This is a genomic window from Synechococcus sp. CBW1006, from assembly GCF_015840525.1.
Classification (GTDB): Bacteria; Cyanobacteriota; Cyanobacteriia; order PCC-6307; family Cyanobiaceae; genus CBW1002.
In genome coordinates this window covers 1998055-2015062 of sequence record NZ_CP060396.1, presented here as the reverse complement: position 1 = coordinate 2015062, position 17008 = coordinate 1998055, and the positions used below count along the sequence as shown (strand labels likewise).

The 17008-nt window shown below is 59.0% G+C and carries 14 protein-coding genes; 9 read left to right on the top strand and 5 right to left on the bottom strand.

Annotation, left to right across the window (positions count from 1 at the left end):
* Window positions 1–104: 104 nt before the first annotated feature.
* Window positions 105–3248 carry an AAA family ATPase gene (locus H8F26_RS09600; RefSeq protein WP_197153760.1) on the bottom strand — a complete coding sequence of 1048 codons (3144 nt, stop codon included), beginning with the start codon at window positions 3246–3248 and terminating at the stop codon, window positions 105–107.
* A 762-nt stretch (window positions 3249–4010) separates the two neighbouring features.
* On the opposite strand from H8F26_RS09600, the gene H8F26_RS09595 reads away from it, so the two are divergent.
* The 8 genes from H8F26_RS09595 (at window position 4011) to H8F26_RS09565 (ending at window position 12316) form a co-directional block, all read left to right on the top strand.
* Window positions 4011–5786 (top strand): class I SAM-dependent DNA methyltransferase, encoded by a 1776-nt coding sequence (locus H8F26_RS09595; protein WP_231605116.1) that lies wholly within the window; start codon window positions 4011–4013, stop codon window positions 5784–5786.
* Entirely contained in the window at window positions 5783–6301 is a 519-nt protein-coding gene (locus tag H8F26_RS09590; RefSeq protein WP_197153759.1) for an AAA family ATPase, read from the top strand. Before H8F26_RS09595 ends, H8F26_RS09590 begins: the two co-directional genes overlap by 4 nt.
* 235 nt (window positions 6302–6536) lie before the next feature.
* Window positions 6537–6686, top strand: coding sequence for a hypothetical protein (locus H8F26_RS09585; RefSeq protein WP_197153758.1), 150 nt, complete (start codon window positions 6537–6539; stop codon window positions 6684–6686).
* On the top strand, window positions 6683–7228 hold the full coding sequence (locus tag H8F26_RS09580; RefSeq protein ID WP_197153757.1) for a restriction endonuclease subunit S: 546 nt from the start codon (window positions 6683–6685) through the stop codon (window positions 7226–7228). The genes H8F26_RS09585 and H8F26_RS09580 overlap by 4 nt, the downstream gene beginning before the upstream one ends.
* Before the next feature lie 608 nt (window positions 7229–7836).
* On the top strand, window positions 7837–8124 hold the full coding sequence (locus tag H8F26_RS19400; RefSeq protein ID WP_231597691.1) for a transposase: 288 nt from the start codon (window positions 7837–7839) through the stop codon (window positions 8122–8124).
* 10 nt (window positions 8125–8134) lie between these two features.
* Window positions 8135–9007, top strand: a complete 873-nt coding sequence (locus H8F26_RS09575) for an IS3 family transposase (RefSeq protein WP_231598222.1) — start codon at window positions 8135–8137, stop codon at window positions 9005–9007.
* Between the two features lie 256 nt (window positions 9008–9263).
* On the top strand, window positions 9264–10220 hold the full coding sequence (locus tag H8F26_RS09570; protein ID WP_197153756.1) for a DUF4268 domain-containing protein: 957 nt from the start codon (window positions 9264–9266) through the stop codon (window positions 10218–10220).
* Entirely contained in the window at window positions 10217–12316 is a 2100-nt protein-coding gene (locus H8F26_RS09565) for a type I restriction endonuclease subunit R (RefSeq protein ID WP_197153755.1), read from the top strand. Before H8F26_RS09570 ends, H8F26_RS09565 begins: the two co-directional genes overlap by 4 nt.
* A 12-nt stretch (window positions 12317–12328) precedes the next feature.
* On the opposite strand, the gene H8F26_RS09560 is transcribed toward H8F26_RS09565, so the two are convergent.
* Window positions 12329–13162, bottom strand: a complete 834-nt coding sequence (locus H8F26_RS09560) for an IS3 family transposase (RefSeq protein ID WP_231598221.1) — start codon at window positions 13160–13162, stop codon at window positions 12329–12331.
* 49 nt (window positions 13163–13211) lie between these two features.
* Window positions 13212–13499, bottom strand: coding sequence for a transposase (locus H8F26_RS19395; protein ID WP_231597691.1), 288 nt, complete (start codon window positions 13497–13499; stop codon window positions 13212–13214).
* A 157-nt stretch (window positions 13500–13656) separates the two neighbouring features.
* On the opposite strand from H8F26_RS19395, the gene H8F26_RS09555 reads away from it, so the two are divergent.
* Entirely contained in the window at window positions 13657–14664 is a 1008-nt protein-coding gene (locus H8F26_RS09555) for a glycosyltransferase (protein ID WP_197153754.1), read from the top strand.
* Between the two features lie 231 nt (window positions 14665–14895).
* Here H8F26_RS09555 and H8F26_RS09550 read toward each other — a convergent pair whose 3' ends face one another.
* Together H8F26_RS09550 and H8F26_RS09545 are read right to left on the bottom strand one after the other, a co-directional pair.
* Window positions 14896–15396 (bottom strand): transposase, encoded by a 501-nt coding sequence (locus H8F26_RS09550; RefSeq protein ID WP_197153753.1) that lies wholly within the window; start codon window positions 15394–15396, stop codon window positions 14896–14898.
* Between the two features lie 346 nt (window positions 15397–15742).
* Window positions 15743–16996 (bottom strand): IS256 family transposase, encoded by a 1254-nt coding sequence (locus H8F26_RS09545; protein WP_197153752.1) that lies wholly within the window; start codon window positions 16994–16996, stop codon window positions 15743–15745.
* Window positions 16997–17008: the final 12 nt, after the last annotated feature.

Genomic DNA, 17008 nt, shown 5'->3' with positions numbered 1-17008 from the left:
GTTGACAAAGCAAAGGGGGTAGAGGGAGGCAGGGGGAGGCCAGGAGCCCCCCCCCTTCCCCGATCAGTGAGACAGGGGTTCTATCTGCACGGGATGACCATCCATCAAGCCACCATTCCCATCCCTTCCATCTGTGGGAACGGGGTTGGCCGGCAAGCTTCCGGGTCGAGGCCCGTGAAGGCTGCGACGTTCTCCTCGTCCGCGCAAGGCTCCAGGGCCAGGATCGCCTCGATGTCGAGCTCCTCAGGCTCCTGCTCCTGCTCGTCCCTCGCGCACGCGCCCGCACGCGCACGCGTAGAGGGGGAGAGACCCGTTTGTGTCCATAATTCCCCTTCGCCGATACTCGTTGCAGCGGAAGGGTTCTCAGCGATTCCTTCCTCCAGTAATTTTGGACACCTTCCGAAATCTTCCACCTGTTTCTGAGAATTCGGTATCAAACCGATACCGTTTTTGCCCTCCAAACTGGTGGTTTCACCCCCCTGTGTCCATAATTCTGGGGTCGATGTCCGTAATTCCTCGACCTTTTCTGGTATCGCAGTGATACCAGATTCTCCAGAACTGGTGGAAGATTTCGGAAGTCCAGGGGATAGTCCCCCCGTTCTCACCCCGAGACCGTGAGACTGGCTTTCGACCCCCGAATAATTATGGACACGCCCCTCAGCATCGTCGGGAATCGAAGACCCGTGTCCATAATTCCCCTCCGCCGAAACCCCTTGCGCTGGAATGGATTCCGAGGACGACGGAGCCGCAGAAGCCGAATTATGGACACAATCTCTCTCTAGAGGGTTTCCGCTCTCGGGGGGCCGCCCCTCTCCCCCTCCACCGAACACCTGGGCCAGGAAGCGGATCGTTTGCGACTCAGTCTGAGACGCCACGTCGCACCCGGCCCAGCGGTAGAGCTGAGCTGGCCGCCCCGCCTTGTCGGGATCCGTCCACCCGGCCTCAGCGATCAGCTTCGCCTCGATCCACTTCTTGATCCAACGCTGAACCGTACGCCGGCCGACCGGGCCATCCCCCGAGCCCGACCCCTGCACCCGAGCGTCGATCCCGAGCTTGATCTCCGTCGCCGTCATCGGCTCGCTCGCCTCCTTCAGCAGTGACAGCACCAGCGAAGGCCCGGTGACATCGCCGGTCCCCTGCCGCCGCTCCTCCAGAGGAGTGAGATCACTGAACGTCAGCAGCTCTTCGAAGTTCTCGGAGACCAGGAACCGCGCCCCGTCCCGCATGCCGCGAGACTTGCCGATCTGGAGGATCTTGCTTCCCGCAGGGAAGTCGCCCTGCTCCTCGGTCTCGAGCTCCTTCAACTCCCAGGTGTCATCCACCGCATTCCGCAACACATCGGTGCCACGGAACGTCGTCCCGTCCTTCTTGTTGTGGTGGATCCACAGGAAGCACGTCGGCGGAAACTGCACCCCGTTGAACCGCGCCATGTCGTACACCGTCCTGGCGTACTCCTTGTCGTTCTCCGAGTGCGCCGCGTTGTTGCTCGCCGATGACAGCGAGTCGATGATCACCAGCTTCGGCTGCAGCTCATTGAGCAGATCGATCAGCTCCAGCTCCTGCTCCACATCCCAGTTCCAGACCGCCTTCATCCAGTGGCTGTCCCTCCCCTGGATGTCGATCCCCTGCTGCTTCAGGTAGGCCACGTACCCCGAGGGCGTCATGTCGTTCCCCAGCAGCAGCACCTTCCCCGTGGTGGTCGGTGCGAAGTCAGCACCCCTGATGCGGGTGGGCTCCCCGTGACCGACCTTCCGCGCCAGCGCCAAGGCCAGCTTGGTCTTCCCGAGACCGCCACGGGCGTGGAACATCACGCTGCTGGGACAGCGGAGGAAATCAGGAATGATGTAGTCGGTCTCGGTGATGGCGCTAAGCTGCTCAGGGGTTTGAACCTTGATGTCAGCGGTCAGCTCACCGATGTAGAAGCGCTTGTAGCTGTCGTAGATCTCGCGGCCGTTCTTGAAGAGGTAGAAACCGCTGACCTGGGCGTGAGCCCACATCAACAGACGGGCTTGTTCCTTGTTAGGAGTGGCCTTGTCGATCTTCCTACACTCTTTATACAACCCCTCCAAGTCCTGCGCCGTAGGCACCTTATTCGCTACACGTTGCGTCGGCAGGACATCATCTGGATACGTAAACCCCAATTTTCCTGCAATTTCAGCGACGTACCCCTCTAGCGTCGGCCCTGTCGGATTCTCTGCATACGGGTCGTTGGTCTTGGCCGCATGCACGAACTTCAGCACGTCGCCGCCGACAGCGCAGGCGTGGCAGTACCAGACCCCCGAGTTCTTGTTGACCTGGAACGCAGTCCCTGACTCCGATTTGTGCCAGGGGCAGCCCGACATCCAGTGCGCCTCGCCGCCCTCCTTGTCGAGCCAGCCGTACTCGTCAAAGACCGGGTGCTTGTAGATGAGGTCGCGGAGCTTCGGCCGCAGCAGGGCCTGGACCTCCTCCTTGAAGAACCAGCCCCGGATCTGCGGCGGGGGAACAGCCGTGTCGCCGTGCGTCTCGTTGAGCTGCTTCTGGTCGTCGCTGTTCAGCCAGGTGACCGGCTTGCAGTGCGGTAGCAGCAGCTCGATCAGCCAGCGCGGCGCGTCGGCGGGCCGCCCCTCGTTGTAGCTCAGCCAGCGGTAGCGCCTGTAGTTGCTGCCAGGGCGCGGGCTTCCCGGCAACACCGACTGGCAGCGGTTGAACCGCAGTACGACTTCCTCGTAGGCCGGTTGATCGTCAACCCGCTTGATCCTGTTCTTGTCGCCGGTCCCCGGCTCCCAGTCCCCGGTCTCCCGCAGGATCAGCGTGTTGAAGTCCCGCAGTTGCGGCACCAGCGCGGCTGGAACCTTCCAGAGAATCTGCCGCCGGCCCCGCTTGCCTGATGTCCAGGCCATCGTGGTCTCCCGGCCCCGCTTCTCGTAGTTCTCCTCGCCGATCGCGGCTTTGAGCCGAGCCGCCGCTGTTAGCCCGTCGATGTCCAGGGCGATCAGGCCGCCGCTGGCTTCGCCTGTGATCACCCCGAGACCGCGATACCGGTGGTCCTTGTCGTACTCCTGCATCAGTTGAGTGAGCGAAAGTCGGCTCTTCGACCAACCTTTGAGGTAGGTCGCTTTTCCATCGACGGGAATGCACGACCAGTCAGGAGGGAGCACCCCGGCTTTGAGCTGCTGCATAGCAGTACCAGTGGGCTTTTGGGGTACGGAAGTGTTGTCACTGGAAGAATCACCATTGCCTTCAATCGGGGATTCGTTGCTGGTCATTACGTGAGTCGGGGGAAGCTGGCGACAAAATCCAAGTCATCAAGTCAGCTGAATGTTGCCATTCAACTGATAGGCGTAGACACCTCATAGATCCCCTGCGCCAGTGGAACAAGGACCTAGGCGATGTGGCCCGCTGCTTGATTCGTGTCGCGGTTACTCGTCATTTTGGCGGAAATCTTGGCAGATATTGCTAGCGAAGATGTACAGTCTATGCTCGATAGTTGTTGCTAGCATCAAAATGCATGAGGGTGTAGACAGCAAAGACGCCTATGGCTTATCAGTTGATCGCCGCTCGGATGCATGTCAATTCCACTCTCTATTGAGCATTGGGCCTTCAGATGGCGCGGGAGGCATTACATCGACACCCCTCAAGTTCGCTACAAACCAAAAGACACGATCCTGAGAAGACATCAGACCGTTCTTGCTCATGCAGTCACACCCACGGCATGCTGTCTCTGACCTCCCACTGCCATGCACGCCAGTCCATCCCCCGCCCTGGGCGCCTCTCCCGAGCCCGATCCCCTGCACGAGGAGTTCCTAGGCGCTCTGGAAGCCCTGGGCGGCTCAGCCGGCAACGGCAGGCTCCAGGAGCTCCTGGGCTGGGAGGAAGGCACCTATAACGCAGTGCGAGCGGCTCTGCTAGCGACTGGGATGATCGTCCCTGGACGCGGCCGGGGAGGCTCAGTGGCTCTCGTCACCGGCAACCCGACGCCAGCCGGGAGAGCATCCGATCCCAGCCGATCCACCCAGCAGCGCACAAGCGTGTCAACCGCCGCCCCCCTCGGCCCCCAGCCCACCGGCAAACAGAACCTCTCGGCCTTCATCTGGTCAGTCGCTGACCTGCTGCGGGGCGACTACAAGCAGAGCGACTACGGCAAGGTGATCCTGCCGTTCACGGTGCTGCGCCGGCTCGACTGCGTGCTGGAGCCCACCAAGGCCGCCGTACTGGAGGAGAAGACCCTGCGGGAAGGCCAGGGCCTGGACCCCGAGCCCTTCCTGCTTCGCAAGGCAGGGCAGAACTTCTGCAACACATCCAAGCTGTGCCTGAAAAATTTGAAGGGCGACGCGGACAACATCGGCGAGAACCTGCGGGCCTACATCCAGGCGTTCACCCCGGCGGTGCGGGACATCTTCGAGAGCTTTGAGTTCCACCTGCAGGTGGACCGGCTGGAGAAGGCAGGGCTGCTGTACCTGGTCTCCGAGAAGTTCGCCCAGATCGACCTCCACCCAGACAAGGTGAGCAATGCCGAGATGGGGCTGGTGTTCGAGGAGCTGATCCGCAAGTTCGCGGAACTCTCCAACGAGACCGCCGGGGAGCACTTCACCCCACGGGAGGTGATCCGCCTGATGGTGAACCTGATCTTCATCGAAGACGATGAGGCCCTGACCCAGCCCGGCATCGTCCGTAGCCTCTATGACCCTGCTGCTGGGACCGGCGGGATGCTCAGCGTGGCGGAGGAGCACCTCACGGGCCACAACCCCACAGCGCGGCTGGTGCTGTCCGGTCAAGAGCTGAACCCTGAGTCGTACGCCATCTGCAAGGCGGACATGCTGATCAAGGGGCAGGACATCAACAAGATCTGCTTTGGCAACACGCTGTCTGACGACCAGCTGCCGGAGGCGAAGTACGACTACATGCTCTCCAATCCGCCGTTTGGAGTGGAGTGGAAGAAGATTCAGAAGGAGATCGAGCGAGAAGCGAAGCTGATGGGCTTCAGCGGCCGCTTTGGGCCGGGGCTGCCCAGGGTAAGTGATGGCTCGCTGCTGTTCCTGATGCATCTGATCAGCAAGATGCGGCCTGCCTTGGAGGGTGGTAGCCGCTTTGGCATTGTCCTCAACGGTTCACCCCTGTTCACCGGTGGGGCGGGCTCGGGGGAAAGCGAGATCCGCCGGTATGTGCTGGAGAACGACCTGGTGGAGGCGATCATTGCCCTGCCCACGGACATGTTCTACAACACCGGGATCAGCACCTACATCTGGATCCTGACTAACCGCAAGCCGGTGGCGCGGAAAGGGAAAGTACAGCTGATCGATGCCAGCAGCTACTGGCAGAAGATGCGCAAGAGCCTGGGCAGCAAGCGCAAGGAACTGAGCCCCGAGCACATCGAGGTGATCACCCAGCTGTTCGGTTCGTTCGAAGAAGCTGAGAAGGACGGCAAGCCGATCAGCAAGATCTTCCCCAATGAAGCCTTTGGCTACCGCACGATCACGGTGGAGCGTCCCCTGCGGGATGAAGCAGGCAAGGTGGTGGTGGGCCAGAAGGGAAAGGCCAAGGGCAAGCCCCAGGCGGACAGCAGCCTGCGGGACACCGAGAACGTGCCTCTCTCGGAAGACGTGGAGACCTACTTCGCGCGGGAGGTGCTGCCCCATGTGCCGGACGCCTGGATCGACCACGAGAAGACCAAGGTGGGCTACGAGATCCCCTTCAACCGGCACTTCTATGTGTTCACACCCCCGAGACCGCTGGAGGTGATCGACGCTGAGCTGAAGCAGGTGACGGATCGCATCCTGGAGATGATTGGGGGGCTCTCACATTGAAGCCCAGGGTCATCATCATCGCCGGGCCCAATGGTGCAGGGAAAACGACATTTGCACGCGAGTACCTACCGCTGGAGATCGGGATCACCACCTTCATCAATGCCGATCTGATTGCGGCTGGTCTGTCTCCTTTCGCTCCTGAGCTGGCAGCACGTCGGGCAGGGCGTTTGATGCTGGAAGAAATGGATCGTAGTGCAGCAGCGCGTGAGAGCTTTGCGTTTGAAACAACATTGGCTGGCAAGGGATATGTGCAGCGCATTAGGGACTGGCAAGCTCAGTGCTATTCCGTAAAGCTCATTTTTCTGTCTCTGCCGACGGTGGAGCAGGCCGTGACCCGTGTGCGGTTGCGAGTGCGTCAAGGGGGACACACCATCCCAGCGGAGGTGATCGCTCGTCGCTTCAAGGCAGGGCTCCACAATTTGGAAACCCTCTACAAGCCACTGGTGGATGAATGGCAGATGATTGATAATGGTGGTGCTGTTCCGCAGTTTCTCAGTGAGGGAGGTCGGCCATGACTGCTGGATTCCAGAGCCAACGCCATGACGCTGACCTCGAGCGCGTCTCCGCAGCGCTGCTTCGTGCTGGGCAGCGTGCCCGTGAACTGGCCCGTCAGACGGGAACAGGAATTGCTGTGACGATCAGTGGTGAATTGCAGGTGCTGACGCAGCACCAGCTGGATATTGAGTGCCCAGGCCATGAGCCAGAAGCTCCGCTTCAACCATGAGGCAGACAGAGTCTCATCCTTGCTTGATGCCAACCATTCAAGAATTCCGGATGGTTCAAGCCACCGCAAGCAGCGACCAGTGGATGAACGGTGCCAAGAGCAGGAAGAGATACGAGGCTGAGCTGAAGCAGGTGAAGGATCGGATCCTGGAGATGATTGGAGGGCTGACGGCATGAGCTTTCCGAGGTATCCGGCCTATAAGGAGAGTGGCGTGGAGTGGCTCGGGGAGGTGCCGGAGCATTGGAACCTCTCAAAGCTGGGAATGCGATGTGCCTTCCAGCCTGGCAAGGCGCATGAGCCATTTGTCGCAGACGACGGTCAATACATTTGCGTAAACTCCAGGTTTGTCTCTACTCAGGGAGAGAAAGTCAAGAGGTGCTCAGAGAATCTTACCCCTGCGTCGATCAATGATATCTTGATGGTGATGAGCGATTTGCCGAATGGCAGGGCACTTGGGAAAGCCTTCTATGTCAGCAATGACGATCTATACGCCGTCAATCAGCGCGTCTGCCGACTCACGCCTCTTGAAGACCACCCTAAATACGTATTCTATGTTCTTGATAGGAATCCGGGGCTTCTATGGTTTGACGATGGGGTCAATCAGACTCATATTCCAAATTCTGGTTTCACCAAGCTCTTTCTCTCAGTTCCTCCACTAGAGGAGCAAATATCTATTGCTTTTTCCTCGACCACGAAACCGCCAAGATCGATGCCTTAATCGCCGAGCAGCAGCGGCTGATCGAGCTGCTCCAGGAGAAGCGTCAAGCCGTCGTCTCCCATGCCGTCACCAAGGGGCTGAATCCTGATGCGCCGATGAAGGACTCAGGCGTGGAGTGGCTGGGAGAGGTGCCGGAGTATTGGAGAGTGACGCGATTGAAGCACGCAACAGTTCTGGCAGTCGACTGCCCGCATGAAACTCCTGTATACAGCGAAGATGGTGAGTATCTTGTAATCAGGACTGCTGATGTGGACAAGGGCTCCTTGCTTGAGATGAGCATGAAGCGGATTGATAGAAGTGAGTACAAGCGAAGAGTCCGCAGGGCAACTCTCTGCAAAGACGACATCGTCTATGGAAGGGAGGGAGAGCGATGGGGGCATGCAGCGCTTGTCCCCTCATCCGACAATTTTTGCCTTGGCCAACGAATGATGCAATTTCGTTGCAATCAAGTATGGAATCCAGGGTTTCTCATGTGGATGCTTAATTCTCAAGCTGTCTATCTTCAGGGCGCCTTGGATACAGTTGGTGTGAGGTGGTCTGGCTTTTCTGGACAGGCCCCATCGTTAACCTCTGAGGCGGGGTACCGCCCCTGAAAGGGGCTCCCACCGATGAGCAAGCGCCGCACCCACAGCCCCGAGTTCAAGGCCAGGGTCGCCATGGAGGCGATCAGTGGCCGCAAGACGATCCAGGAGATCGCCGCCGACCACGCCATCCACCCGATCCAGGTGAGCCAGTGGAAGCGGCAGCTCCTGGACGGTGCCAGCGAGCTCTTCACCCGAGGCAAGAAGACCAAGGACAAGGAGGAGGGGCAGGCCAAGGAGGCGGAGCTGTTCCAGCAGATCGGACGGCTGCAGATGGAGCTGGAGTGGCTCAAAAAAAAGTCTCAACTGCTCTGATGCCCGTGAACTGCGCAAGCTGGTCGATCACGACCACCCCGAGCTCAGCATCAGCAGGCAGTGTGCGCTGCTGGGGCTGCCTCGATCCACGCTGTACTACCGGCCGACACCGGTCCGTGTATCGACGCTGCGGATCATGGCCAGGATCGATGCTCTCTACCTGGAGGATCCCTGCAGCGGCAGCCGCCGGATGGTGGACTATCTGGCCCAAGATGGTATCCCGATCAGCCGAGATCGAGTGCGAAACCTCATGCGGCGCATGGGATTACGGGCGATCTACCAGAAGCCCCGGACGACGGTTCCAGGTGATCCGTCCGTGCGGTTCCCCTGCCTGGTGGACCTCACGCAGGTCACGTCGGTGGATCAGGTCTGGGCGACCGACATCACCTACATCCCTCTGCAGAAAGGGTTCCTCTATCTGGTGGCGATCATGGATCTCCATTCCAGGCATGTGCTCAGCTGGAGGCTCTCCAACAGCCTTGACACGAAGTTCTGTCTGGAGGCCCTGGAGATGGCCTTGGGAGGCGGCCGTAGGCCAGAGATCTTCCACTCCGATCAAGGCTGTCAGTTCACGTCCGCTGACTTTGTGGCCAGACTCAAAGGGGAGCGGATCCAGATCAGCTGGTCCGGCAGAAAGCGGTGCTACGACAACATCCTTGTTGAACGGCTGTGGAGGACTGTCAAGTACGAGGAGGTCTACCTACGGGCATACAGCGATGGCTGGGACGCTGAAATCAGCCTGGCCCGCTTCCTGTGGCGGTATTGCCATGTAAGACCTCACAGTTCCCTTGGAGGCAAAACTCCCCACGCGGTCTACACTGAGGCCGAACCATGTTCCACCCGTCCTGGGTTAACGATGTCAGGGGCCGGAACTGTCCAATAAAAGGCACCCACCTCAGTGCCACTTCGCCGCACGTGAACGTAGGAACCATTTTAAACTTCATACTTGCTGAGCCGCCAGCGGCCGAACAATCTTCTATTTGTGATTTTCTCAATGAGGTTTCCGCTAGCTTTGATAATTTGATTCGCCATTCCTCTTCTAGCTTGAGCTTGCTCCAAGAGCGTCGCTCCTCCCTGATTTCCTCTGCTGTCACGGGCCAGATCGACGTACGGGGGCTGGTGCCCGTGGACGCAGCCGCATGAACCATTCATCCATCGGCAAGCTCCAGCGAGTTCCTCTGCGTGAAGTCTGGAAGCATGAGGCTTACGACTTCACCCAGTGGTTGCAGGAGAACATCGACATTCTCAACGACTCCCTCGATCTCAACCTCATCACTGCAGACCGAGAGCAGGCAGCAGGATCGTTCAGTATTGATCTCGTTGCTGAAGACGAAGATGGCACCACCTACGTGATCGAGAACCAGCTTGAAAAGAGCAATCACGACCACCTAGGCAAACTGATCACCTACCTAACCGCAAGGAGTGCCCGAGGGGGGATCTGGATTGTTTCTGAACCTCGGCCCGAGCATGTTGCTGCTATGGCTTGGCTTAATGAGTCTCCCAGTGCAGATTTCTACTTGGTGAAGGTAGAGGCTGTACGGATTGGAGATTCGCCAGCAGCTCCACTCCTTACCCTGATCGTTGGCCCATCGGAGGAGGCGAAGTCAACCGGGCGGGCCAAGCAGGAGCTATCGGAACGCCATGAGATCCGCAAGCGATGGTGGGCGGCCCTTATCACCCAACCTGGTGCAAAGCTCCATGCTCACATCACCCCAGGAATTAGTAGCTGGCTAGGTGCTTCATCTGGTACTCCTGGACTGACTTACTGGTATGGGGTGACCAAGGCCAACTGCACTGCCGAGCTGTATATCGATCGTGGAAAGGGCAACGATGAGCAAAATAAGCGTATCTTTGATCAGTTGAAAGGGTTGCAGGCAGAGATCAATAGCTCCATCACTCTTCCTGTCACCTGGGAAAGGCTTGATGATCGGCGGGCTTGCCGAATTCGAATCAGTCTTCCTGGTGGCTACCGTTCACTAGAAGATGAGTGGCCTGCAATCCAAGCGAAGCAGATCTCAGCCATGAACGAGCTGGAGCAGGCCCTTCGGCCAGCCCTCAAGAACATCCGTTTTGGCAGTCAGGAGACAGCCGGATGAGTCTGCACAAGGAAAGCGCCTTTGAAACTGAGATCTGCGACCACCTCGGCAGCCACGGCTGGCTCTACACCGAGGGCGATGCCGCTCACTACGACCGCAAGCTCGCTCTCTACCCACCCGACCTGATCGCCTGGGTGCAGCAGGCCCAGCCCGATGCCTGGGAGACCCTGCAGAGGAACCACGGCTCCAAGGCCGCAGACACCCTGCTGCAGCGGGTGCGCCAACAGCTGGATCTGATCGGCACCCTCGATGTACTCCGTAATGGCGTCGAACTGCTGGGACTGAGCAAGGCCCTCAAGCTGGCGGAGTTCAAGCCCGCCCTGGGCCTCAACCCCGAGATCCTGGCCCGCTACCAGGCCAACCGGCTGCGGGTGGTGCGCCAAGTCCGCTACTCACTCCACAACGAGAACTCCATCGACCTGGTGCTGTTCCTCAATGGCCTCCCGGTGGCCACGGTCGAACTCAAGACCGACAACACCCAGTCCATCGAAGACGCGATCTGGCAGTACAAGAAAGACCGCAACCCCAAGCCGCCAGGCCAGACGCCCGAGCCCCTGCTCACCTTCCCCAGCGGTGCCCTGGTCCACTTCGCTGTCAGCAACCGCGAAGTCCACATGACCACCAGGCTGGCGGGCTTCTCCACGGTGTTCCTCCCCTTCAACCGTGGGTCAGAACCCGGTGGCAAGAACTGCGGTGCCGGCAACCCCCTCACCGATGGCCATCGCACCGCCTACCTCTGGGAGGAGGTCTGGCAGCGGGAGAGCTGGCTGGAGATCCTCGGTCGCTACTGCATCGCGGAGCGCAACAAGAAGAAGCAGATCTCCAGGGTCCTGTTCCCCCGCTACCACCAGTTGGTCGTCACCCGCATGCTCCAGGAGGCGGTGCTGGCAGAGGGCCCTGGCCACAAGTACCTGGTGCAGCACTCAGCCGGGTCCGGCAAGACCAACTCCATCGCCTGGACTGCCCACTTCTTCTCCGAGCTGCACGACGCCAACGACCAGAAGGTCTTCGACTCGGTGCTGGTGGTCAGCGACCGCAATGTGATCGACACCCAGCTGCAGGAGGCCCTGGAGTCGTTCGAGCGCAAAAAAGGGGTCGTCGCTTCCGTCACCAGTGAGGACGGCAGCAAGAGCACCCAGCTCGCCGAAGCCCTCAGCGGCGACAAGAAGGTGGTGGTCTGCACCATCCAGACCTTCCCGTTTGCCCTGCAGGCCGTGCGTGATCTGGCCGCCACCGGTGGCAAACGCTTTGCCGTGATCGCTGATGAGGCCCACAGCTCCCAGAGCGGAGAAGCGGCCACCAAGCTCAAGCAGGTGCTCTCCGCTGCTGAGGTCACCGATCTGGAGGACGGCGGTGAGGTCTCCATCGATGACGTGCTGGCGGCCCAGATGGCTGCTCGGGCCAAGGAGAGCGGCATCACCTACGTGGCCTTCACCGCCACGCCCAAGGCCAAGACACTGGAGCTGTTCGGCAGACGCCCCAACCCCAGCGAGCCCGCTGGGGACGGCAACCTGCCGGAGCCGTTCCACGTTTATTCGATGCGGCAGGCGATCGAGGAGGGCTTCATCCTCGACGTCTTGCAGAACTACACCAGCTACAAGCTGGCTTTCCAGCTGGCCCAGCAGGGGCAGGCCATCTCCAACGAGGAGGTGGAACGCAGCGCGGCCCTCAAGAAGCTGATGATCTGGGTCAAGCTTCACCCCCACAACATCGCCCAAAGGGTTCAACTGATCGTTGAGCACTTCCGTCAGTACGTCTGGCCGCTGCTCGACGGCAAAGCGAAGGCCATGGTCGTCGTCGCCAGCCGCAAGGAAGCGGTGCGCTGGAAGCTGGCGATCGACAAGTACATCAAGGGCAAGGGCTACCCCCTCGGCACCTTGGTGGCCTTCAGCGGCGAGGTGAACGACCCCGAGAGCGGTCCTGATGGATTCACCGAGCACAGCCAGGCCCTCAACCCAGGGCTCAAGAGCGACATCCGCGAAGCCTTCAAGGGGGAGGACTACCAGATCCTGCTGGTGGCGAACAAGTTTCAGACCGGCTTCGATCAGCCCCTGCTCTGCGGCATGTACATCGACAGGCGGTTGGCTGGGCTCTGAGGTGGGTGCCTTTTATTGGACAGTTCCGGCCCCTGACATCGTTAACCCAGGACGGGTGGAACATGGTTCGGCCTCAGTGTAGACCGCGTGGGGAGTTTTGCCTCCAAGGGAACTGTGAGGTCTTACATGGCAATACCGCCACAGGAAGCGGGCCAGGCTGATTTCAGCGTCCCAGCCATCGCTGTATGCCCGTAGGTAGACCTCCTCGTACTTGACAGTCCTCCACAGCCGTTCAACAAGGATGTTGTCGTAGCACCGCTTTCTGCCGGACCAGCTGATCTGGATCCGCTCCCCTTTGAGTCTGGCCACAAAGTCAGCGGACGTGAACTGACAGCCTTGATCGGAGTGGAAGATCTCTGGCCTACGGCCGCCTCCCAAGGCCATCTCCAGGGCCTCCAGACAGAACTTCGTGTCAAGGCTGTTGGAGAGCCTCCAGCTGAGCACATGCCTGGAATGGAGATCCATGATCGCCACCAGATAGAGGAACCCTTTCTGCAGAGGGATGTAGGTGATGTCGGTCGCCCAGACCTGATCCACCGACGTGACCTGCGTGAGGTCCACCAGGCAGGGGAACCGCACGGACGGATCACCTGGAACCGTCGTCCGGGGCTTCTGGTAGATCGCCCGTAATCCCATGCGCCGCATGAGGTTTCGCACTCGATCTCGGCTGATCGGGATACCATCTTGGGCCAGATAGTCCACCATCCGGCGGCTGCCGCTGCAGGGATCCTCCAGGTAGAGAGCATCGATCCTGGCCATGATCCGCAGCGTCGATACACGGACCGGTGTCGGCCGGTAGTACAGCGTGGATCGAGGCAGCCCCAGCAGCGCACACTGCCTGCTGATGCTGAGCTCGGGGTGGTCGTGATCGACCAGCTTGCGCAGTTCACGGGCATCAGAGCAGTTGAGACTTTTTTTTGAGCCACTCCAGCTCCATCTGCAGCCGTCCGATCTGCTGGAACAGCTCCGCCTCCTTGGCCTGCCCCTCCTCCTTGTCCTTGGTCTTCTTGCCTCGGGTGAAGAGCTCGCTGGCACCGTCCAGGAGCTGCCGCTTCCACTGGCTCACCTGGATCGGGTGGATGGCGTGGTCGGCGGCGATCTCCTGGATCGTCTTGCGGCCACTGATCGCCTCCATGGCGACCCTGGCCTTGAACTCGGGGCTGTGGGTGCGGCGCTTGCTCATCGGTGGGAGCCCCTTTCAGGGGCGGTACCCCGCCTCAGAGGTTAACGATGGGGCCTGTCCAGAAAAGCCAGACCACCTCAAAGGATTAGACTTTCTGGCAAAAGCCATCCTCCGATTGCTAGAGTCCTCTTGACTGCAAGCAAGGGGACTACGCATCATGAAAAAAAGAGTCCTCTTCATTATCGATGGATATCCTTGCCTTTCCCAGACATACAAGGAGAATGAAATTAAATATGCCTCTCTTTCTTACGAGATCGTCGTGGCATCCTTTGGATCCTCTCCAGCCAAGTACAGATCACACCATCCATACTTACCAATAACGTCCACGGACGACCTAAAGAAAATAATCAGAGAGTTCCAGCCAGATATTATCCATGGTCACTATTTTCACAACCTTCCATTACTAGACATGGCCTCTCGGATGGCCGGCGGAGCCCCTTTTACGATACGAACCCATTCATATGACCTAATTAATATTCCGCCAGAGAGACTTAAAGAGCTAGCTACTTATTCTAAGTCGTCAAGATGCTATGGCATTATTTGCTTTCCCTTCTTACGCAGCCTATTGACACAAGCGGGAGTGCCCGAGTCAGCCATAGTCGCTGACTTCCCAGTCGTGGATTACTCGAGATTTTACGATAGGTCACAGAATGGCTCATATGTATTCAATACTGGTGCAATGATCCCCAAAAAAGACATTGCTTCCTACGCAATAATTGCGAGACTTCAGACATCCAAACGTTTTTTATATTGCCCCGTTGGCCACAACAACAGTTCCTGTGAGAGGAATTTTTCAGAACTCAACTCTAGACTAGGAAGCCCAGTAGATTTAATTGCAAATGTAGAGCCATATGACATGCCAAAGCTCTACAAATCTTGCGAATGGCTTGTTTATACAGCGAATTCATCTCTGGCAACGGTAGGCTGGCCGATGGCTATTGCAGAAGCGCAAGCCAGCGGATGTGGTGTTTTAATGCAGAATATCCGTCCTGACATCCAAGACTACATTGGGGGAGCAGGCTTTGTATTTAACGAAATCACAGAAGCTGTTGACATCCTGTCCAGTCCCTATCCTTCGGAGCTCCGCGAGCTTGGCTTCAAACTTGCGAAAAGATCAGATATCCGTGTTAACATTCAGAAGCTCTTCCGATTGTGGGAAAAGTAATATAAGCGTAGCCAGTTCATACGCTCACCCAATCTTGCAGTCGGCTTGATTACTGAATCGATTAAGTGTGATGCCATATACCGATCAAGTAACTTATGGCCACCTCGAATAATCAGCTATTCGCAAGGTCTCTGTGGACACGAAAAAGCCGCCGAAGAGGCGGCAGAGCATGAGAGCCTTATATCGTCTATTGACGAGATCTCCTGAACTATGGGAGCTTCTCTGGGAGATTCATGCAACAGTTGCTATATGGGAAGAGCGCTGGAGATAACGAAGGAAGTTGAAGGTCAGGTTCTTGAGGCCCCACCAAGCATCATTCCTTTCTAGCCCAATTTTTCTTGTCAGTTTTCCACCCATGGACATAGTCATGCAGCCGAAGACATGCTCCACACAAGCTCTGATTGACGACTTGACACGATTCAGTTCCTTGGCTTTGTCGCTGAGAGGATGATTGCGAGCACCTTTTTCATGGATCAGGCTTTCGAAGCCACCTAGACTCAGAAGATCCTCAAAGCATTCACCTGAATACGCTGAGTCTGCCCAAACAAAGTCATGTTCGTTTTCTGGATCCAGCAAGCGTGGGAGCAACTGGCTGTCGTGAATGTTGGCAGGAGTGACAGCATATCGGCGGATGAATCCATGGTCAACATCGATACAGATGCTGTTCTTGTAACCGTAGTAACTGATGCCGTTCTTTTTTGTCCAGCGAGCATCTAAATCCTTCTGCTGCAAGCGATCTGGGTTTTCATCCCAGCCCTCCGGCAGCCTCCCGGCTTTGATTTCTTTGTTCTCCTCGCGGGTATTGCGTTGGCCGCGTCCCTTTGCGTGGTGTAAAACCCGAGGCCCGAATGCCCTGACTCAGAGGGTGAACAGGGTGGAATGACGGGCTGTCATTCCTGAGGTGCAGATGCACCTCGTTCTTCCACGATGAAACGAGACGATTGACTTGTCAAGTCTCTCGTCTGATCGCGGCTGTGTTGTGAGCGGCAGGAGTCTTCTATGCAGCCCAGGGGTTACAGCGCCGGCCCCCGGGCGGCGATCGAGGCCGCTGCGCCCTGTGGGGGCGCTGCCACCTCAATCACCTGGGGCCTGCGTCTTGCACCTCTGCGGCGGCGGCGCTGAGCAGGGCCGGCAGATCCTCCAGCTCCGGGATGGCAGCCATGCTTTCGGCGGAGAACATGCGGCGGCCTTCCAGCTGCCAATGCTCGTGCTGCTCCAGCAGCACCGCGCCCACCAGGCGGGTGATCGACGCGTCGTTGGGGAAGATGCCGACGACGCGGGTGCGGCGCTTGATCTCCTCGTTGACCCGCTCCAGCAGGTTGGTGCTCCAGACCTTCTTCCAGTGAGGCTGCGGGAAGTGACGGAAGGCCAGCACGTCCTCTCTGGCCTCGTTCATGAGCTCGGTGGCCTTGGGGAAGCGCTCCGCCAGCGAGGCGGCCAGGTCATCCCAGCGGCTGAGGATCTCTCCGGCATCCTCCTGAGCGAACACCGAGCGCAGGGCGGCGGTGACCATGCCCTGGTGGGCTTTGGGGACGCGCTGGAGAAGGTTGCGGGCGAAGTGGACGCGGCAGCGCTGCCACACACAGCCCTGCAGCTGGCGCCTGATGGCCTTGGTGAGGCCCACGTGGGCGTCGCTGATCACCAGCTTGACGCCAGTGAGGCCGCGCTCCTTGAGCGAGGCAATGAACTCGCTCCAGAAGCCCTCGGTTTCGCTGTCGCCCACCTTGAGACCCAGCAACTCCCGGCGGCCGTCCGCGTTCACCCCCATGGCGACGACGACAGCCCGTGAGCAGACCTGCAGGGCCTTGCCCAGCCTGCCCTTGAGGTAGGTGGCATCCAGGTAGACGTAGGCGTAGCCGGACTCCTGCAGGGGCCGGCTCAGGAACGCCTGCACCTGCTGGTCGATCTCCTGGCAGATGCGACTGACCTGGGATTTGGAGATACCGCTCTGGGATCCCAGGGCGGCGACCAGGGCATCCACCTTGCGGGTGGAGACCCCACAGATGTAGGCCTCCATGATCACGCCGTAGAGGGCCTGCTCCACCCGGCGACGGGGCTCGAGGATCGAGGGCAGGAAGCTGCCAGCCCGCAGTTTGGGGATCAGCAGGTCGATGTCGCCTACCTGGGTGGTCAGACTGCGGGGCCGGTAACCGTTGCGATAGCCGAGCCGCTCCTCGGTGCGCTCGTGGCGGTCGGCACCCAGCACGGCAGCGACCTCCAGCTCGATCAGCTGCTGCAGGCCGTAACGGGCCAGCTCGGGGATCAACTCACCGGCAGTGCTGCCATCCAGTAGCGGCGCGAGGTCGGGTGCGGCACAGTAAGTCTTGGGCATGGTTCGTCTGGT